The 18,932-nt window shown below is 73.9% G+C and carries 19 protein-coding genes; 12 read left to right on the top strand and 7 right to left on the bottom strand.

Features of this window, described 5'->3' with window-relative positions; all coding sequences use genetic code 11:
• Positions 1 to 196 precede the first annotated feature (196 nt).
• Positions 197 to 1,048 (bottom strand): aldo/keto reductase, encoded by an 852-nt coding sequence (locus ACF3NS_RS08570; protein ID WP_154593150.1) that lies wholly within the window; start codon positions 1,046 to 1,048, stop codon positions 197 to 199.
• A 118-nt stretch (positions 1,049 to 1,166) separates the two neighbouring features.
• On the opposite strand from ACF3NS_RS08570, the gene ACF3NS_RS08565 reads away from it, so the two are divergent.
• Positions 1,167 to 2,948, top strand: coding sequence for an acetyl/propionyl/methylcrotonyl-CoA carboxylase subunit alpha (locus ACF3NS_RS08565; RefSeq protein WP_392465523.1), 1,782 nt, complete (start codon positions 1,167 to 1,169; stop codon positions 2,946 to 2,948).
• Between the two features lie 251 nt (positions 2,949 to 3,199).
• Here the strand turns inward: ACF3NS_RS08565 and ACF3NS_RS08560 are convergent, their stop codons facing one another.
• On the bottom strand, positions 3,200 to 3,724 hold the full coding sequence (locus tag ACF3NS_RS08560; RefSeq protein ID WP_154593152.1) for a type 1 glutamine amidotransferase domain-containing protein: 525 nt from the start codon (positions 3,722 to 3,724) through the stop codon (positions 3,200 to 3,202).
• Positions 3,725 to 3,887: 163 nt separating this feature from the next.
• Between ACF3NS_RS08560 and ACF3NS_RS08555 the strand changes: the two genes are divergently transcribed.
• Complete coding sequence (locus tag ACF3NS_RS08555; RefSeq protein WP_288798808.1) at positions 3,888 to 4,238, top strand: antitoxin; 351 nt, start codon at positions 3,888 to 3,890, stop codon at positions 4,236 to 4,238.
• Positions 4,239 to 4,312: 74 nt separating this feature from the next.
• Here the strand turns inward: ACF3NS_RS08555 and ACF3NS_RS08550 are convergent, their stop codons facing one another.
• Positions 4,313 to 5,749: an NAD(P)H-quinone dehydrogenase gene (locus tag ACF3NS_RS08550; RefSeq protein WP_392465521.1), complete on the bottom strand. Its 1,437-nt coding sequence runs from the start codon at positions 5,747 to 5,749 to the stop codon at positions 4,313 to 4,315.
• Between the two features lie 25 nt (positions 5,750 to 5,774).
• Positions 5,775 to 5,942 carry a hypothetical protein gene (locus ACF3NS_RS08545; RefSeq protein ID WP_154593155.1) on the bottom strand — a complete coding sequence of 56 codons (168 nt, stop codon included), beginning with the start codon at positions 5,940 to 5,942 and terminating at the stop codon, positions 5,775 to 5,777.
• Positions 5,943 to 6,021: 79 nt separating this feature from the next.
• On the opposite strand from ACF3NS_RS08545, the gene ACF3NS_RS08540 reads away from it, so the two are divergent.
• From ACF3NS_RS08540 to ACF3NS_RS08505, 8 genes are read left to right on the top strand one after another with little or no spacing between them, the layout of a single operon-like run.
• Positions 6,022 to 6,867, top strand: a complete 846-nt coding sequence (locus tag ACF3NS_RS08540) for a purine-nucleoside phosphorylase (protein ID WP_154593156.1) — start codon at positions 6,022 to 6,024, stop codon at positions 6,865 to 6,867.
• 5 nt (positions 6,868 to 6,872) lie between these two features.
• Positions 6,873 to 8,636, top strand: coding sequence for a phospho-sugar mutase (locus ACF3NS_RS08535; RefSeq protein ID WP_154593157.1), 1,764 nt, complete (start codon positions 6,873 to 6,875; stop codon positions 8,634 to 8,636).
• Positions 8,633 to 9,310, top strand: a complete 678-nt coding sequence (locus ACF3NS_RS08530; protein WP_288798802.1) for a uridine kinase — start codon at positions 8,633 to 8,635, stop codon at positions 9,308 to 9,310. Before ACF3NS_RS08535 ends, ACF3NS_RS08530 begins: the two co-directional genes overlap by 4 nt.
• A gap of 45 nt (positions 9,311 to 9,355) precedes the next feature.
• Positions 9,356 to 10,582 (top strand): hypothetical protein, encoded by a 1,227-nt coding sequence (locus ACF3NS_RS08525; protein ID WP_288798801.1) that lies wholly within the window; start codon positions 9,356 to 9,358, stop codon positions 10,580 to 10,582.
• Positions 10,583 to 10,586: 4 nt separating this feature from the next.
• On the top strand, positions 10,587 to 11,240 hold the full coding sequence (locus ACF3NS_RS08520; RefSeq protein WP_288798800.1) for a DUF4129 domain-containing protein: 654 nt from the start codon (positions 10,587 to 10,589) through the stop codon (positions 11,238 to 11,240).
• On the top strand, positions 11,237 to 12,568 hold the full coding sequence (locus ACF3NS_RS08515; protein ID WP_392465518.1) for a DUF4350 domain-containing protein: 1,332 nt from the start codon (positions 11,237 to 11,239) through the stop codon (positions 12,566 to 12,568). Before ACF3NS_RS08520 ends, ACF3NS_RS08515 begins: the two co-directional genes overlap by 4 nt.
• Entirely contained in the window at positions 12,565 to 13,524 is a 960-nt protein-coding gene (locus ACF3NS_RS08510) for a MoxR family ATPase (protein WP_154593162.1), read from the top strand. Before ACF3NS_RS08515 ends, ACF3NS_RS08510 begins: the two co-directional genes overlap by 4 nt.
• Positions 13,525 to 13,534: 10 nt before the next feature.
• Positions 13,535 to 14,827, top strand: a complete 1,293-nt coding sequence (locus tag ACF3NS_RS08505) for a DUF58 domain-containing protein (protein WP_392465516.1) — start codon at positions 13,535 to 13,537, stop codon at positions 14,825 to 14,827.
• A gap of 230 nt (positions 14,828 to 15,057) precedes the next feature.
• On the opposite strand, the gene ACF3NS_RS08500 is transcribed toward ACF3NS_RS08505, so the two are convergent.
• The gene (locus ACF3NS_RS08500; protein WP_311966506.1) at positions 15,058 to 15,429 is read right to left on the bottom strand and encodes a DUF4440 domain-containing protein; all 372 of its coding nucleotides are present in this window, start codon (positions 15,427 to 15,429) and stop codon (positions 15,058 to 15,060) included.
• A 36-nt stretch (positions 15,430 to 15,465) separates the two neighbouring features.
• On the bottom strand, positions 15,466 to 16,461 hold the full coding sequence (locus ACF3NS_RS08495) for a stage II sporulation protein M (protein ID WP_392465513.1): 996 nt from the start codon (positions 16,459 to 16,461) through the stop codon (positions 15,466 to 15,468).
• Between the two features lie 74 nt (positions 16,462 to 16,535).
• On the opposite strand from ACF3NS_RS08495, the gene ACF3NS_RS08490 reads away from it, so the two are divergent.
• Positions 16,536 to 17,357, top strand: a complete 822-nt coding sequence (locus ACF3NS_RS08490) for an RDD family protein (protein WP_392465512.1) — start codon at positions 16,536 to 16,538, stop codon at positions 17,355 to 17,357.
• Positions 17,358 to 17,373: 16 nt separating this feature from the next.
• Here ACF3NS_RS08490 and ACF3NS_RS08485 read toward each other — a convergent pair whose 3' ends face one another.
• A complete protein-coding gene (locus ACF3NS_RS08485; protein WP_392465509.1) occupies positions 17,374 to 18,525 on the bottom strand; it encodes an adenosine deaminase in 1,152 nt (383 codons plus the stop codon).
• Positions 18,526 to 18,690: 165 nt separating this feature from the next.
• Here ACF3NS_RS08485 and ACF3NS_RS08480 point away from each other — a divergent pair, with 165 nt between their 5' ends.
• Positions 18,691 to 18,930, top strand: coding sequence for a hypothetical protein (locus ACF3NS_RS08480; protein WP_154593166.1), 240 nt, complete (start codon positions 18,691 to 18,693; stop codon positions 18,928 to 18,930).
• Positions 18,931 to 18,932: the final 2 nt, after the last annotated feature.

The raw sequence follows: 18,932 nt of genomic DNA, 5'->3' as shown, positions 1-18,932 counted from the left end.
CCGCTCTCGGCCTCGCGCGACGTCGCCGTCGCCGTCCTCATCGTCCTGCTGCTGATCTGGCTGCTCGGCAAGTGAGCTGACGCGTCGAGCTGCGCCGCCCACCACAGCCCGGCACACCGGGGACGTTCGTGCTCGATACGTGGGCACGAACGTCCCCGGTGCTGCGGGAGCGTGTCGCGGGGAGGACCGTCGGCCCTCAGTCGGTGACCGCGCCGACCGCGAACTCGTCCGGCTCGGGCCCGGTGCGCATCCCCCGGTCCAGGTCGCCGATCCGCTCCATCTGGTCCTCGGTCAGCTCGAGCCGCAGCGCGCCGTAGTTCTCCTCGATGCGCGCGGGCGTCACCGACTTGGGGATCACCACGGAGCCGAGCTGCAGGTGCCAGCGCAGGATCACCTGGGCGGGCGTCGCCCCGACCTCGTCGGCGATCGCCCGGATCGTCTCGTCCTGCATCACCTGCTTGCCGGAGGCGAGGGGGCTCCAGTCCTCCGTGACGATGCCCGCCTCGGCGTCGTAGGCGCGCAGCTCGCGCTGCTGCAGGTAGGGGTGAAGCTCGATCTGGTTGACTGCGGGGGCGACCCCCGTCTCGTCGACCAGACGCTGCAGGTGCGGGACGTGGAAGTTGCAGACGCCGACGGACCGTACCCGCCCGGAGTCGCGCAGCTCCAGCAGCGCCTTCCAGGTCTCGACGTACGCGTCTGCCGACGGGACCGGCCAGTGGATGAGGTAGAGGTCCAGGACGTCCAGGCCCAGCTTGTCCATCGAGGTGTCGAACGCCCGCAGCGTCCGGTCCCGGCCGTGCGCGTCGTTCCACAGCTTGGTGGTGACGAACACCTCGTCGCGGGCCACGTCCGACGCGGCGAGCGCCTGACCGACCCCCTCCTCGTTGCCGTAGGCGGCGGCCGTGTCCAGGTGGCGGTAGCCCGTGGCCAGGGCGTGCGTGACCGCGTCGACGACCTGGTCCTCGGGCACCTGCCACACCCCGAAGCCGAGCTGCGGGATGGCGTGGCCGTCGTTGAGCGTGATCTGTGGGGCTGTGGTCTGCGTCATACGGCCAGCCTATGCCGCGAGGTGCCCGACGCCGGACGTCGCACACCACCCGCCGTCTGACGCAGATCACACACCCGTCGGCAAGCCCCCGAGGGTGGGCGGCAGTAGAGTCCGAGCCATGGCGTCCATCACCAAAGTCCTGATCGCTAACCGCGGCGAGATCGCCGTCCGCGTGGCCCGAGCCTGCAAGGACGCAGGCATCGGGTCCGTGGCCGTCTACGCCGAGCCCGACCGAGATGCGCTGCACGTCAAGGTCGCCGACGAGGCCTATGCCCTCGGCGGGTCGACGCCCGGCGAGTCCTATCTCGTGCAGGACAAGCTCCTGGAGATCGCCCGCCAGTCCGGCGCCGACGCCGTGCACCCGGGCTACGGCTTCCTCTCGGAGAACGCCGACTTCGCGCAGGCCGTGATCGACGCCGGGCTGATCTGGATCGGGCCGCCGCCCGCCGCGATCGACGGCCTCGGCGACAAGGTCAAGGCCCGCCACATCGCGACCAAGGCCGACGCGCCGCTGGTGCCCGGCACCAAGGAGCCGGTCGGCGGGGCCGACGAGGTGGTCGCCTTCGCTCAGGAGCACGGTCTCCCCGTGGCCATCAAGGCCGCGTATGGCGGCGGCGGGCGCGGCCTCAAGGTCGCCCGCACCATGGAGGAGATCCCCGAGCTGTTCGACTCCGCGGTGCGCGAGGCGGTCACGGCGTTCGGGCGCGGCGAGTGCTTCGTGGAGCGCTTCCTGGACAAGCCGCGGCACGTCGAGACCCAGTGCCTGGCCGACCAGCACGGCAACGTCGTCGTGGTGTCGACGCGCGACTGCTCCCTGCAGCGCCGCAACCAGAAGCTCGTCGAGGAGGCCCCCGCGCCGTTCCTCAGCGACGAGCAGAACGCCGAGCTGGTCCGCGCCTCCAAGGCGATCCTCCGGGAGGCCGGTTACTACGGCGCCGGGACCTGCGAGTTCCTCGTCGGCCAGGACGGCGTCATCTCCTTCCTCGAGGTCAACACCCGCCTGCAGGTGGAGCACCCGGTGTCCGAGGAGGTCACCGGCATCGACCTGGTCCGCGAGATGTTCCGCATCGCCGAGGGCCAGGAGCTGGGCTACGACGACCCGCCGGCCCACGCGCACTCCATCGAGTTCCGTCTCAACGGCGAGGACGCCGGCCGAAACTTCCTGCCCGCCCCGGGCACCGTGGCGGTCTTCGAGCCGCCGGCCGGGCCGGGCGTGCGCCTGGACACCGGGATCGTCGAGGGCGACGTCATCGGCGGCAACTTCGACTCCATGCTCGCCAAGCTGATCGTCACCGGCCGCACCCGTCAGCAGGCGGTGGAGCGTGCCCGCCGCGCCCTGGACGAGTTCGTCATCGAGGGCATGCCGACGGTTCTTCCCTTCCACCGCAAGGTGGTTCGCGACGAGGCCTTCGCCCCGAGCGAGCCGGACGCGCCGTTCACGGTGCACACCCGGTGGATCGAGACGGAGTTCGACAACGACATCGAGCCGTTCGCCGGCGGCGGGGCCGAGGCCCCCGAGACCGAGGAGCGCCAGAAGGTCGTCGTCGAGGTTGGCGGCAAGCGGCTCGAGGTGTCGCTGCCCGGCACCCTGTCGCTCGGTGGCGGCGGGGGCGGCGCCGCCCGCAAGAAGGCTCCGCGGCGTGCCTCGGGCGGTCGTGCCGGCGGCGGCGCGGCGTCGGGCGACTCCCTCACCGCGCCCATGCAGGGCACGATCGTCAAGATCGCCGTCGAGGAGGGCCAGGAGGTGCAGGCCGGCGAGCTCGTGCTCGTCCTCGAGGCGATGAAGATGGAGCAGCCGATCAACGCCCACAAGGCCGGCACCATCGCGAGCATCTCGTCGGCCGTCGGCGAGACCGTCTCCAACGGCGCCGTGCTCATGGAGATCAAGGACCCCGCCTGACCTCCCGGGGGTAAGGGCATCGACCGGCCTTCGTTCGCCAGGTCGATGCCCTTACCCCCGGCGGATCTGTGGGGCGGGCGTCTCCGAGGCGTGACGGGGGCGTCTCCGGGGGCATGGCCGCGCCGAGGCTCGGGGGCGCGTCGATCGGCCGCACCGAGGCGGGGTGACGGTGGCTGGTCGTGCAACGGGCCTGTCGGCATACGAGCCCCGAGAGGTCGTATGCCGACAGGCCCGCCGTCGGACGAGGTGGCTCAGCCCGCCAGCGCCGCCACGACGGCCTTGTTGAACGCCGGGATGTCGTCGGGCTTGCGCGAGGTGATGAGGTTGTCGCTCGTCACGACCTCCTCGTCGACCCACTCGCCCCCGGCGTTGCGGATGTCGGTCTGCAGGCTCGGCCAGGACGTGAGCCGCTTGCCGCGCACGACGTCCGCCTCGATCAGGGTCCACGGGGCGTGGCAGATCGCGGCGACCGGCTTGCCCGACCCCATGAACTCCTTGACAAACCCGACGGCGTCCTCGTCCAGGCGCAGCGCGTCGGGGTTGGCGACGCCGCCGGGGAGCACGAGAGCGGCGTAGTCGCCGACCGCGGCGTCGGACACCACGACGTCGACGGCCTGCGTCGCGGCCTTGTCGAGGTGGTCGAAGGTTTGGACCTCACCCGGCTCGGGGCTGAGCAGGACCGGCTCGTGGCCTGCATCCTTGACGGCCTGCCAGGGGTCGGTCAGCTCCACGCGCTCGATGCCTTCGCTGGCGACGAGGAATGCGACCTTGGACATGCTGCCTCCTAGGGATGATGACGGGGGACGCGATCCGTCCCCCGCCGGTTGTCCGTACCCGGGTCGGGGCGGCGCGATACCTGGGGTCCTGCGGGAACCCTCGCGTGCCTAGACTCGCTGAGCATCACGACACCGCCGTCGGCGGTCCGGACGAGGAGCGAGCATGGTGAAGTTCAACGACATCGTCGGCAAGGCCGGCAAGGCGGCCAGCCAGGCTGCGGGCAAGGCGAAGCAGTACATCGAGGACAACCCGGACAAGGTGTCCGGCGGGCTCGACAAGGTGGGCGGCCTCGTCGACAAGGGCACCAAGGGTCGGTTCAGCCGCCAGATCCAGCAGGGCCGTGACCTGGCCAAGGACAAGCTGGTGCACGGCAGGTCCGGGACCTCGCCGGCCGGTCAGCCCGCTGGCACCACCGATCCCACGGTCCGGCCGTCGACCGGCGAGACCTTCGACACGACCACGGTCCGTCCCGACGCTGACACCACGGGACGCGGACCCGGCCAGGTCGGCTGACCGAGCAGACCTACCGGGGGCGGGATCATCAGCCTGGCGAACGAAGCCCGGTCGATGCCCTTACCCCCGGTAGGTCACTCGTTGGTGTGCAGGCGGCGGGCGGCCTCCGCGAGCGACCCGCTGATCGAGGGATAGACCGTGATGGTCTGCGCCATCTGGTCGACGGTGAGGCGGTTCTCGACGGCGAGGGCGACGGGAAAGATCAGCTCCGACGCCTTCGGCGCCACGACCACGCCCCCCATCACCAGGCCGGAGACCTTGCGGGCATAGAGCTTGATGAATCCGTCGGTGAAGCGGTCCATCTTGGCGCGGGCGTTGGTGGCGAGTGGCATCGTGACCTCGCGCACGTCCAGGCGCTGCTCGGCCACCTGCTGGGCCGAGACCCCCACGGTGGCGATCTCGGGGTCGGTGAAGATCGTGGCCGACACGCCCGTCAGGCTGATCGGGTGGACGGCGTCGCCGAGGGCGTGCCACATGGCGGTGCGCCCCTGCATGGCGGCGACCGACGCGAGCGGCAGCGCCGAGGTGCAGTCGCCGGCGGCGTAGATGCCGTTGACCGAGGTGCGCGAGACCCGGTCGACCTCGATGTGCCCGGAGTCGGCCAGCTGCACGCCGACCGACTCGAGGCCGAGACCATCCGTGGCGGGCACCGACCCGACTGCCATGATGCAGTGCGAGCCCTCGACGGTCCGGCCGTCGGTGAGGGTGGCCACGACGCGGTCGCCGTGCCGCTCGACGGAGGCGGCGCGGGAGCGGTTGAGGACGTTCATGCCACGGCGGCGAAAGACGTCCTCGATGACGCGTGCCGCGTCGGGGTCCTCCCCCGGGAGCACCCGGTCGCGCGAGGAGATCAGCGTGACCGTGCTGTCGAGCGCGAGGTAGGCGTGCGCCAGCTCCGCGCCGGTGACGCCGGAGCCCACCACGATGAGGTGCTCGGGGATGTCCGGCAGGTCCCAGATCTGCTTCCACGTGAGGATCCGCTCGCCGTCGGGCTGGGCGGTCGGCAGCACGCGCGGCGTCGCTCCGGTGGCGACGAGGATGACGTCGGCGGTCAGCTCCTGCTCGGCCGAGCCGTCCGCGGGCGTGGCGACGACCCGGCCCGGGCCGGCGACGCGGCCGACGCCGCGCACGATGGTGATCCCCTCGCTGAGGAGGCGGGCCTCGATGTCCTCGCTCTGCTTGCGGGCCAGCGCGAGGATCCGGGCGTTGACCGCGGGCAGGTCGGCGACGGTGACGTCATCGCCCTCCAGGTCGGACTCCCGGTGGGTCCTCGGGTCCTGGTAGTGCACGCCGAGGGCCCGCGAGTCCTCCATGCGGGTCATGAAGCTCGCGGTCGAGATGAGGGCCTTGCTGGGGACGCAGTCCGACAGGACGGCCGCGCCACCGAGTCCGTCACGGTCCACGACGGTGACCGTCGCTCCGAGCTGGGCGGCGACGAGGGCGGCCTCGTAGCCGCCGGGCCCTCCACCGAGGATGACGACTGACTGGTTGCGTTCGATCACGGCCCCCATCCAACCATCCTGGCTGGTCCTCGGCTCACCCGAGCAGACGCCGTATGACGGACCGCAGCTCCTCCTGCGCCGTCGCCGGGCGAGCACCGCCGGTGGAAAGGGCGGGGTGGCGGCAGCGCGGAGCCCGCTCGATCGGGAAGGTCGCGAGCCAGGGGTGCGCGGCATACACCTCCCACAGCGCGTCGGCCCCCATGTGCGCGTGGTACCCACGCCGGCAGCTCGGGCTGGGCCGGGGCTCGGACGCGCGGCGGCCGTCCCCGTAGGGTGAGCCCATGAGCGAGACCCGCATGGACCTGAGCGACCCCGACGTCGACCCCTTCGAGGTGGCCCGGGCGGCCGCGGCCGTCATCGCCGAGCGCACCGGTGTCGAGCGGCACGACGTGGCGCTGGTCCTGGGGTCCGGGTGGGGCGGCGCGGCCGATCTGATCGGCGAGACCCGCGCGGTCATCGACAACGCCGACGTGCCCGGCTTCTCCCGCGCCGCCGTCGTCGGCCACAGCGGCACGATCCGTTCGGTCTCGTTGGGCGACACCGACCGTCGCGCCCTCGTCTACGGCACCCGCACCCACTTCTACGAGGGCAAGGGGGTGCGGGCGGTCGTGCACGGCGTCCGCACCGCCGCGGCCACCGGCTGCCGCCAGGTCGTGCTCACCAACGGCTGCGGCGGGCTGCGTCCCGAGTGGGCCGCCGGCACCCCGGTGCTCATCAGCGACCATCTCAACCTCACCGCCGCCTCTCCGCTGGAGGGGGCGACCTTCGTCGACCTCACCGACCTCTACAGCGCGCGGCTGCGGGCGCTGGCCCGCGAGGTGGACGCCTCCCTGGACGAGGGGGTCTACGTGCAGTTCCGCGGGCCGCACTACGAGACCCCCGCGGAGGTCCGCATGGCCGGCATCCTCGGCGGCGACCTCGTCGGCATGTCCACGACGCTCGAGGCGATCGCCGCCCGCCACGCCGGCCTGGAGATCCTCGGCATCTCCCTGGTCACCAACCCCGCCGCGGGCACCAGCGACCAGGCGCTGTCCCACCAGGAGGTCATCGAGGCCGGTCAGGCCGCGGCGGCCCGTTGCGGGCGCCTGCTCGCCGACGTCGTCACCCGCATCGCCACCGAGGACTGAGCCGTATGCCGACCCTGCCCACCTCCCCCGCCGCCGGCTCGACCTGCGGACCCGCCACCGACGAGCTCCTCGCGGCGGCCCGCGCCTGGCGCGACGACGACCCGGACCCGGCCACCCGCGCCGAGCTCGACGCGCTGATCGCGGCGGCCGAGGCCGGCGGGGACGACGGTGCCGGGGATGTCGGCGAGGGCCAAGGGGACGGGGAGGCCGCGCGCGCCGAGCTGGCCGACCGGTTCGCCGGGATGCTGGAGTTCGGGACCGCGGGCCTGCGCGGAGCGCTCGGTGCGGGCCCGCGCCGGATGAACCGCGCCGTCGTCATCCGCGCCGCCGCCGGGCTCGTGGCCTACCTGCAGGCCGAGGGCGGGCGGCCGGACCCCGCCGTGGTCATCGGCTACGACGCTCGCCACAACAGTGACGTCTTCGCCCGTGACACCGCGGCGGTGGTCGAGGCCGCGGGCGGGTCGGCGATGGTGCTGCCCCGGCCGCTGCCGACGCCGGTGCTCGCGTTCGCCATACGGCACCTGGGGGCGGACGCCGGGGTCATGGTGACCGCCAGCCACAACCCGCCGCAGGACAACGGCTACAAGGTCTACCTCGGCGACGGCTCGCAGATCGTGCCGCCGGTCGACGCGCAGATCGCCGCGCACATCGCCGCCGTCGCGTCGACTGGGTCCGTGCCGATGGCCGAGGACGGCTGGGACACCCTGGGCGACGAGCTGCTGCAGGCGTATGTCGAGCGCGCCGCCGCCGTCGTCTCCCCCGACGCCCCCCGCGACGTCGCCGTCGTCCACACGGCCCTGCACGGCGTGGGTTCGCAGACCCTGCGGATGACCTTCGAGCGCGCGGGCTTCCCTGCGCCGCAGGCGGTCTCGAGCCAGGAGCAGCCCGACCCGGAGTTCCCGACGGTGACCTTCCCCAACCCCGAGGAGCCGGGCGCCATCGACGCGGCCCTCGCGCTCGCCGCCGAGGTGCACCCGGACGTGGTGGTCGCCAACGACCCCGACGCCGACCGCTGCGCCGTCGCCGTGGACGACCACGGCACCTGGCGGATGCTGCGGGGCGACGAGCTCGGCGCGCTGCTCGGGCACGCGATGATCGCGCGGCTGAGCGCGCGGCCCGACGCCGAGCGACGGGTGCTCGCCAGCTCGATCGTGTCCTCCCGCCTGCTCGGCGCGATGGCCCGCGCGGCCGGGCTCGAGCACCGCGAGACACTCACCGGCTTCAAGTGGATCGCTCGGGTGCCCGGCCTGGCCTACGGCTACGAGGAGGCCCTCGGCTACTGCGTCGACCCGGACGCCGTGCAGGACAAGGACGGCGTCTCGGCGGCCCTGCTGGTGGTCGGGCTCGTCGCCCAGCTGCGGGCCGAGGGCCGCACCCTGCTCGACGTGCTCGACGACCTCGCCGTCGCCCACGGCGTGCACGCGACCGACGCGCTGTCGGTGCGGGTCAGCGACCTCGCGCTGATGCCCGCCCTGATGGAGCGGCTCCGCGGCGAACGCCCCGAGACCATCGCCGGGTCCCCCGTGGAGCGGCTCGACGACCTCGCCGCCGGCGTCGGCGGGCTGCCGCCCACCGACGGGCTGCGCTACCACCTCGCCGACGACAGCCGCGTCATCGTGCGGCCGTCCGGCACCGAGCCCAAGGTCAAGGTCTACCTCGAGGCCATCGAACCCGTCGACGGCGCCGGCGATCTCGCACGTGCCCGGGCCACCGCCGCCGAGCGGCTGGCCGCCATCAAGGTCGACATGGCCGCCCTCACCGCGCTGTGAGCGGGCAGGCCCCCGGCTCCGAGCCCCGCGCGTCCGCCGGGCGCGCCGACGACCACACCGGTGAGGGCCGCCCGGCGGGTCTGGCCCGCGTCGTCGTCGCCTGCGGCCCGAGCGGCGCCGGCAAGTCCCGCCTCGCGGACCGGCTGCGCCACGAGCTGGGCTGGCCGACGCTGCGGCTGGACGACTTCTACCTCGACGGCGACGACCCCAGGCTGCCGCTGCAGGACGATCTCGGCATCCCTGACTGGGACGACCCCGCGAGCTGGGACGCCGACGCGGCCCTCACCGCGCTCGAGACGCTCGTCCGCACCGGCGAGGTCCACGTCCCGGGCTACGACATCGCGCGGTCCCGCCGCATCGAGGGCGTCCGCATCACCTTGCCCGCGAGGGCGTTCGTCGTGGCCGAGGGCATCTTTGCCGCCGAGCTCGTGGGGGCGCTGCGCGACCGGGGCCTGCTCGCGCAGGCCTGGTGCGTACGCCGCACCCCGTGGGTGACCTTCGCGCTGCGCCTCGCCCGCGACCTCAAGGAACGCCGCAAGCCGCCGGTCACGCTGGTCCGACGGGGTCTCGCGCTGCGCCGGGCCGAGCCCGCGATCGTCGCTCACCAGGTCGCGCTCGGCGCCACGCCGATCACCCCGGGCGAGGCCTGTCGCCGTGCCGCCGACCTGCGCTGATAGCGTGGCGGCGAGCACGCGCGGGGGACGCACCGAGGGGGCGGCATGAGCGACGACCAGTGGGCGGCACCAGGCCGCGGCGACGGCGACCGGGCCGCGGGCAGCACGCCCTGGACGCCACCGCCGTCATCGCCGATGCCGCCCGCGCCGATGCCCTACGACCCCACCGGCGACGCTCCTCCCCCACCGCCCTACCAGCCCGGTCAGGGTCAGCAGCCGCCGGCCTACGGGCAACCTCCGGCCTACGGGCAGCCGCCGGCCTACGGGCTGGGTCCGGCCTACGGGCAGGGTCCGGCCTACGGGCAGGCACCACCCCCGGGCAGCTATCCCTCGATGCCCATGGTCGCCAGCCCGGGGATCGTCCCGCTGCGACCGCTGCAGCTCGGCGACATCCTCGGCGCCGGCTTCAAGATCCTGCGGTTCAACCCGCGCGCCACGATCGGGCTGTCCCTGGCCCTGCAGCTCATCGGGCTGCTGCTGATCATCCCGCTCGTCGCGTGGCTCCTGCGGGGTGGCGCACAGCAGCTCGGCGACCTCACCGACCCCGACAACGGCGGCGGCGCCAACGTCGTCGTCAACCTCGTGCAGGTCCCGTCCAGCCTTCTCGCGGGGATCGCGACGCTGGTGCTGTGCATCGTCGTGTCCCGCGCCGTCATCGGCGAGCGCGCCACGATCGGCGAGGCCTGGCGCGAGCTGCGCCCGCAGATCGGCCGCTGCCTGCTCTACCTGCTGGTCACGGGCCTGCTGTGGGTGGCCGGGGCCGGCCTCGCCCTGCTCCTCGCCTTCGTCCTGGCCCAGGTCGACGGCGCGCTCGCCTTCCTCGGGGTCCTGGCCCTGCTGCCCTTCCTGGTCTTCGTCTACGTCCGGCTGAGCCTGGCGACGTCGGCCCTCATCCTCGAGCGGATCGGCGTGCTCGCCTCGCTGCGCCGCAGCTGGGACCTGAGCCGTGGCGCGTTCTGGCGGATCTTCGGCATCCAGCTGCTCACCAGCCTGGTCGTCGGGTTCGCCAGCGTGGCCCTCACGCTGCCCATCATGGTGATCGGCATGGTCGCCGTCTTCGCGACGTCCACCGGCAGCTCGGACAGCCTGACCTTCGGGTTCGTGCTGATGATGGTGATCGTGGGGCTGGCGCAGATCCTCGTCGGCGCCGTCACGACACCGATCACCTCGACCGTGAGCACGCTGCTCTACATCGACCAGCGCATCCGCCGCGAGGGCCTGGACGTCGAGCTGGCGCGGGCCGTGGACCGGCGAGCGAGCCTGGAGCGCTGACGGCGTGCCCGGTGCGCGCGGTCTGCCCCTGCACGTCTCCTCGGTCCCCGTCGAGCCGAGCGCCGACGAGGCGCGCCGCCTCCTGGAGCAGGAGCTGGCCCGCCCCGGCTACCCCCGCCCGTCCCTGCTGGAGATCGTCCTGGGGTGGTTCGACGACCTCTTCGCCGGGGTGCCCGGCGCCACCCCCGGCGTCGGCGTGGCCGTGCTCGTCGCCCTCCTGCTCCTGCTGATCGCCCTACTTGCGTGGAAGCTGCGCGACCTGAGGTCCGTCGCCGAGGAACGCCGCCGCCGCGCCGGCGGCCTCACCGACCCGTCGTGGTCGGCCGTCGACTACCTCGCCGAGGCGCGCGCGCACCTGGACGGCGGTGCCCACGACCGGGCCGTGGTGGCGGCCTTCCGGGCGCTCGTGGTCGCCCTCGACGACCGCGACCTCCTCCACGACGCCCCCGGGCGCACCGCCCAGGAGGTCGGCCGCGCCGCCGCGGCGGCCCTCCCGCCGTATGCCGACCGCGCCCGCCGGTCCGCGGAGGTCTTCGACGCCGCGTGCTACGGGCATCCCGACGGCCCGGTCCCCGGGGCGGGCGAGCCGCAACGCACCAGCGCGAGCGACGCCGAGGAGACGCTGGTGCTCGCATCAGAGCTGCGGGCGGCGCGATGAGTCTCGACGTCATCCTGGGGCCCCGCAAGCGCGACCGGCGCCCCACGAGCCGTCGCACGCGGGTGGTCGGCGTCGTCGTGCTGCTGGCGCTGCTGGCCCTGGCGGTGTGGCGCAGCCTGCCGGAGGGCAGCGGCGCGCCGATGGACCCGGGCACCGCCGACGCCCAGGGCACCAAGGCGGTCGCCGAGGTCCTGCGCCGCGAGAGCGTGGAGGTCGACGTGGTCCGCACCCGCGAGGAGCTGGCCGGGGCCCGCGTCGACGCGGACACCACCCTGGTCGTGTCCGCCACCGGGGCGCTGACGACCGAGGCGATGTGGGCGGTCGACGAACGGCGGGAGGACGCCGGTCGGCTGGTCCTGCTGGGGCTGCCCCGCACCGCCCTGCATGACCTCGACCTGCCCGTCACCCTGACCCGCTCGGGCAGCGAAGACCCCGAGGGCGCCCGCTGCACCGACCGGGCCGCTGCGGCCTCCCCCGACATCTCCGCGCGCAGCGTCGGCTACGCCGTCATGACCAGCGAGCAGATCACCAAGGCCGCGCAGGAGTGGTCGGACGACGCGAGCGGCTCGGACGACCCGGGTGGCTCGGACCTGCCGCCCGGCCTGGGCGGCGACCCCACGCAGCAGCCCTCCTCCGGTCCCCCGGCCAAGGACCTCGGCACCTCCTGGGACACCAGCGGGGCCCGCGGCTGCTACCCCGTCGGCGAGGGGCACGCCCTGCTCACCATCCCGGCCACCGACGGCCAGCCCCGCACCGACCTGCTCGCCCCCACGGACGTGGTCACCAACGCCACCGTCACCAAGCAGGGCAACGCCTCCCTCGCCCTGCGGCTGCTCGGCAGCCAGCGGCACCTCGTGTGGTATGCCCCGGCCTTTTCCGACATCGCCGAGGGCGACACCCCGCGCGGCGCACCCTCCATCGCCCCAGCGTGGTTCATGCCGCTGCTGCTCCTGCTCGGGGGCGCCGTGCTGCTCACCATGTGGTGGCGCGGCCGCCGCCTCGGACGACTCGCCGTCGAGCCCCTGCCTGTGGTCGTGCGGGCGAGCGAGACCGCGGTCGCCCGGGGCCGGCTCTATCGCCGCGCCGCCGGACGCGGCCACGCCGCTGCAGCCCTGCGCGACGCCACCCGGCGACGTCTCGCGACCCGGCTCGGCCTCCCCGCGGGCGCCGACGCCGAGGCCGTCGTCGCGGCCGTGGCGCAGGCCACGGGGCGCGAGCGCGACGGCATACGGGACCTGCTCGCCGGACCAGACCCCACCACCGACGCCGACCTGGCCGCGACCGCGACCGACCTGGCCCAGCTCGAGGAAGAGGTACGCCACCCATGACCGACCACACCCGCGCCCGCGAGGCCCTGCAGGCCGTGCGCTCCGAGGTGGCCAAGGCCGTCGTCGGGCAGGACGCCGCCGTCACCGGGCTGCTCATCGGCCTGCTGTCCCGCGGCCACGTGCTGCTCGAGGGGGTCCCCGGCGTCGCCAAGACGCTGCTCGTGCGCACCCTCGCGACGGCGCTGTCGATCGACACGCGGCGGGTGCAGTTCACGCCGGACCTGATGCCGGGCGACGTGACCGGGTCGATGATCTTCGACGCCCGCACGACGGAGTTCGCGTTCCGGCCGGGCCCCGTCTTCACCAACCTGCTGCTCGCCGACGAGATCAACCGCACCCCGCCCAAGACGCAGGCCGCGCTGCTGGAGGCGATGGAGGAGCGGCAGGTCACCGTCGACGGCACCTCCCGGCCCCTGCCCGAGCCCTTCCTCGTCGCCGCGACGCAGAACCCCGTCGAGTACGAAGGCACCTATCCCCTGCCCGAGGCCCAGCTCGACCGCTTCCTGCTCAAGGTGGTCCTGCCCGTGCCGCCGCGCGACCAGGAGATCGAGGTCATCTCGCGGCACGCCCACGGCTTCGACCCGCGCGACCTGGCCGCCGCGGGAGTCCGGGCGGTGGCGTCGGGCGAGGACCTGCTCGCCGGGGCCCTGGCCGTGCAGACCGTCGGCGTCGCCCCCGAGGTCGTCGCCTACGTCGTGGACCTGTGCCGTGCCACCCGCACCGCGCCGTCCCTGTCGCTCGGCGCCTCGCCGCGCGGCGCGACGGCGCTGCTGGCGACCGCGCGGGCCTGGGCGTGGCTCAACGGGCGGGACTTCGTGACGCCGGACGACGTCAAGACCCTCGCGCACGCCACGCTCGCCCACCGGCTGTCGCTGCGGCCCGAGGCCGAGCTCGAGGGCGTGTCCGTGGGCGCCGTCCTGCAGACCGCCCTCGACGCCGTGCCGGTGCCGCGGTGAGCAGCGCTCGATGACCCTCACCGGCCGCGCCGTGGTGCTCGCCCTGCTGGGCGTGGCGCCGGTGCTGCTGCGCCCCGAGCCCCTCACCGCCACGCTGTGGCTGGTGCTCGTCGTGGTGGTGGCCGGGGCCGACGCGCTGCTGGCCGCCTCGCCGCGCCGTCTGTCGATCACCCGCGACCGCGTCGGGACCATCCGCGCCGCGACCACCACCACGAGCCGGCTGCACGTGCACAACGCGTCCCGCCGGACCGCCCGCGGCGTGCTGCGCGACGCATGGCAGCCGTCGGCCGGGGCCGCCGGCGAGCGGCACCGCCTCACGGTGGCCGCCGGCGCCACGGTGGTCGTCGAGACGGGCCTGACGCCCGTGCGGCGCGGGGACCGGCATACGGACCTCGTCACCGTCCGCACCCTCGGCCCGCTGGGGACCGCAGGGCGCCAGGCGTCGGTCGACGTGCCGGGGACCGTGCGGGTGCTGCCGCCCTTCCACTCGCGGCGGCACCTGCCGAGCCGGCTCGCGCGGCTGCGGCAGATCGACGGGCGCTCGGCGGTGCGGGTGCGGGGGCAGGGCACGGAGTTCGACTCCCTGCGCGAGTACGTCGAGGGCGACGACGTCCGCTCGATCGACTGGCGAGCCTCGGCGCGGCGCAGCGAGCTGGTCGTGCGGACCTGGCGACCCGAGCGCGACCGGCGGATCACGCTGGTCGTCGACACCTCGCGGCTGTCGGCCGGGCGCGTAGACGACACGACCCGGCTGGACGCGGCCATCGAGGCGTCCTTGCTGCTCACGGCCCTCGCCGCGCACGCCGGCGACCACGTCGACCTCGTCGCGGGCGACCGCGTCGTGCGCACCCAGCTCGCGGGGGTGGCTCGTCCCGAGATGCTCGCTGCCATGTCCGACGCGCTGGCGACCGTGCAGCCCGCCATCGTCGAGGCGGACTGGCAGGCGCTGGCCGCCGCCGTGGCCCGGCAGGCGCGCCGGCCCTCACTCGTGGTGCTGCTGACGCCCCTCGAACCCGCCGCCGTCGCCGAGTCGCTCCTGCCCGTGCTGCCCCTGCTCACCCAGCGTCAGCGGGTGTGCATCGCGTCCTGCGCCGACCCCGACCTGGACCGTATGGCGACCGCCCGCCGCACCGCCGAGCAGGCCTATGGCGCGGCCGCCGCCGAGCGGACACGGACGCTGCGCCTGCAGACCGCCGACGCGCTGGCCCGGCTCGGCGTGACCGTGGTGGACGCGCCGCCCGAGGACCTCGCGCCGGCCCTGGCCGACCACTACCTCACGCTCAAGTCCCGCGGCCTCCTCTGACCTACCGGGGGTAGGGGCATCGACCGGCCTTCGTCCCCCAGGCTGATGCCCCCGCCGGGGGTAGGGGCATGGACCGGCCGCCCACGTGTCTCCGACGCCTCGGCGAAAGGGCAAGAATGGCGGCTCCGTGCGACCGGGGGGCGCCATACGCGCCCTCTCACGACACGCGCGAGCCCCACGCAGGCGACCACTCGACGAGCCGCGCCCATGGGAGGGCGACCGCGCCCGGCCTAGGGCAGCGGGGTGCCCTGGTGGTAGGTCTGACGCCACCCGTTCGCGGTGCGCTGCCACAAGGACGTGCGCCGAGCCCGACAGCCGTCGCGATCCGAGTCCCACAAGACCTGGATGATGCCCGGCGCCAGCACCCGCGCCTCGAGGTCCCTGATCCCGATGGCGCAGGCACTGCCGTCACCGTCGCCGGACTCCGCGGCCAGCAAGGCGAGGATCGTCTCGAGGTCCCACCGACGGCCAGAGGCGCCGATCTCGATGAAGCCCGGGGCCAACAGCTCCCTCAACCGACGCTCGTTGCGCCGCGCGTCCGGCGACTGAAGCTCACGTTCGAGCGCCAGGACGTCGTCGATCTGGGCCTCGGTCTCCTCCACACCTGCGATTGTGCCTGGTGGGCGGTCGAGTCGAGGTCAGAGGGTCGCGACGGCCTCCTCCTCGCGGTCGGCGGCGTCCACGTCACCGGTCACCCCCCGCAAGGCCGCCCGCCGCCCCACCACGAACACGTAGACGAAGAACGCGACCTCGGCCAGCACGCCGATCGCGATCCGCGCCCAGGTCGGCAGGCCCGAGGGCGTCACGAAGGCCTCGAGGATCCCCGACACGAGGAGCACCACCACCAGCCCCATCGCCACCCCGACGGTGGTGCGGCCGGCTGCGGCGAGCGACGCCATACGACTGCGAGGCCCCGGCTCGACCCATGACCAGAACAGCCGCAGCCCCACCCCCGCCGCCACGAACACCGCGGTCAGCTCGAGCAGCCCGTGCGGCAGGATCAGGCCGAAGAACAGCGCGCCCCGCCCGTGACGCACCATCAGCGCGGCGATGACCCCGAGGTTGATCACGTTGGCCAGCAGGACGTAGACGACCGGCGCACCCAGCACCCCCATGGCGATGCACTGCGCGGCGATCCAGGCGTTGTTGGTCCACACCCGCGCCGCGAAGCTCGTGGCCGCGTGCTCGGAGTAGTAGCTCTCGAAGTCGGTGTTGACGTACTGCGCCACCTCGGCCGGGCTCATCAGCGAGTTCTCGAGGGTGGGGTTGTGGTAGAACCACCAGCCCGCCCCGAACGCCACGAGCAGGCTCACCACCGTCGTCGTCAACCACCACCAGCGCAGGTGGTAGAGCGTCGCCGGGAAGGTCTCGCCGAAGAACCGCGCGATGTCCCGCGCCGACCCGGTCCGGGTGCCCGAGGCGCGCCGCCGCGCCCGCGCCAGCACCCCCGAGAGCCATTGCACGACACCAGGGTCCGGTGCGCTCGTGCGCACGACGGCGAGGTGCGTGCCGACCCGTTGGTAGAGGTCGAGCAGGCGGTCGGCCTCCTCCGCGGAGAACCGCGAGCGGCGCGTCAGCGCGTCGAGCTCGTCCCACTCCCCCCGGTGGGCCGCGACGTAGGCGTCCAGGTCCACGGCCTCACCCTAGCCCGCGCCCTGCGAGGACCGGGTCACCGCCGTCCACCGACCTGCCCGCTAGGCTGCCGGACATGCACCCGTCCAGGTCAGCCCGCCCGACGATCGGGGTGGGCGAGGACGACCTCGTCACCGGTGACGCCGTGGCCCTGCGCGTGCCGGCCGCGGGCCCGGGGCTGCGCGTCGCGTCCGGCGCGATCGACGTGGCGGTGGGTGGGCTGCTGCTGCTCGGCCTGGGGATCGCCTTCGGCGGCGTGCTGGGCGACCTCGACGACGCGGCGGGCGCGGCGCTGGTCCTCACCACCGTCGTGACGACCCTGGTCATCCTGCCCGCCGCCGTCGAGACCCTCACCCGCGGCCGCTCCCTGGGTCGGCTCGTCACCGGCACGTGCATCGTCCGCGACGACGGCGGCCCGGTGGCCTTCCGCCAGTGCCTGACGCGATCGCTCGTCGGGTTCCTGGAGATCTGGGGCACGAGCGGCGCCGTGGCCTTCTGCGCGGTGGTGCTCACCGCGCGCGGCAAGCGGCTCGGCGACCTCGCCGCAGGCACGTATGCCGTCCGGGACCGCCTCCGGCTGCAGCTGCCACCGCCCGTGCCGCCCGCCCCCGAGCTGTCCGCCTGGGCCGCGACCGCCGACATCGCCCCTCTGCCGGACGGGCTCTCGCTGGCGACGCGTCAGTTCCTGCACCGCCGAGACGGCCTGGAGCGCGTGGCCCGGGCCCGCATCGCTCAGGAGCTGGCCGCCACCGTCGCCCAGCACGTCATGCCACTACCTCCCCCCGGCACCCACCCGGAGGCATTGCTGCAGACCGTGGTCGCCGAGCGGGGTCGGCGCGACGCCGAGCGGCTGGTCCGCGACGCCGCCACCCGGCACCGCGTCCTCCCCCACCTCTGACGCGCCCCGCGAACGCTCACACCAGCTCGGCATACCCCGGCTTGATGGCCTCGTCGATGAGGGCGAGCCGCTGGTCGAAGGCGATGAACGCGGATTTCATCGCGTTGATCGTCACCCAGCGCAGGTCCGTCATCGTCCAGCCGGCGTCGCGCACGAGCAGGGTCATCTCCTGGCCCACGCTCGTGTCGCTCATCAGCCGGTTGTCGGTGTTGACCGTCACGCGGAAGCGCAGGTCCTTGAGCAGCGTGATCGGGTGCAGCGCGATGCTCGGGGACGCGCCGGTCTGGACGTTGCTGCTGGGGCACATCTCGAGCGGCACGCGCTTGTCCCGGACGTAGGCCGCGAGCAGACCGAGCCGCACGTCGTGCATGTCGGGCAGCCGGTGGTGCTCGGCCATCCACTGCGGGTAGGCGACGCCGTCCACCGTGAGGTCGTCCACGATCCGCACGCCGTGCCCGAGGCGGTCGGCGCCGCACCAGGTGAGCGCCTCCTGGATCGACGGCAGCCCGAAGGCCTCCCCCGCGTGGATCGTGAAGTGGGCGTTCTCGCGGGCGAGGTACTGGAACGCGTCGAGGTGCCGGGTGGGCGGGTAGCCGGCCTCGGCGCCGGCGATGTCGAAGCCGCTGACCTCCTGCTGGCGGTAGCGCACGGCCAGCTCGGCGATCTCGCGGCTCATCGCGGCGTGGCGCATGGCGGTGAGCAGCGCGGTGACCCGGATCTCGCGGCCCTCCTCGCGAGCGAGCGCCTCGCCCTCGCGGAAGCCCTCGTTGACGGCCTCGACGACCTCCTCGAGGGTGAGGTCCCGCTCGAGGTGCAGCTCTGGGGCATAACGGATCTCGGCGTAGACGACCCCGTCGCGGGCCAGGTCGAGGACCTCCTCGCGGGCGACGCGGCGCAGGGCGTCCCGGGTCTGCATCACCCCGACGGTGTGCGCGAAGGTCTCGAGGTAGCGCACCAGCGAGCCGGAGTCCGCGCTCTCGCGGAACCAGCGCCCGAGGTCGGTCGCGTCGTCGGCGGGCAGGGCGTCATACCCCGTCTCGCGGGCCAGCTCGAGGACCGTGGCAGGGCGCAGCCCGCCGTCGAGGTGCTCGTGCAGGAGCACCTTGGGTGCTCGGGCGACCTGCGGGTCGACGTCGTATGCCGGGGGGCTGCTGTCTCGACTGGTCACCCTCACGACCCTACCGGGGGTAGAGGCATCGACCGGCCTTCGTCCCCCAGGCTGATGCCCCCGCCCCCGGCGGGTCTCGGCGGGATGGCCTACCGACTGGGGCGGGACCCGAGATCCGCCTCAGGGCGGATGACACGCGCAGGGGTGCCGCGCTGTCGTGGGGTCATGAGGATGGAGCAGATCGACGCGAAGACCCCGCCCACCGAGTTCAGCTGGACCCGCTGCACCGCCTACGGAGCGATCATGATGGCCACCTGGGCCGTGATCACGCTGCTGGTCCGGTTGCTGACCTCCTGGGACGACAAGGTCACCACCCCGGGCATCGCCTTCGGGATCGCGATGGGCATCGCCCTCGAGTACCTCCGCCGGGACAAGGCGCGCAAGGAGGACCGAACGCGACGCTGACC

It is taken from the genome of Arsenicicoccus cauae, from assembly GCF_043162025.1.
GTDB lineage: Bacteria > Actinomycetota > Actinomycetes > Actinomycetales > Dermatophilaceae > Arsenicicoccus > Arsenicicoccus cauae.
This window is presented reverse-complemented; position numbering and strand designations above follow the sequence as displayed.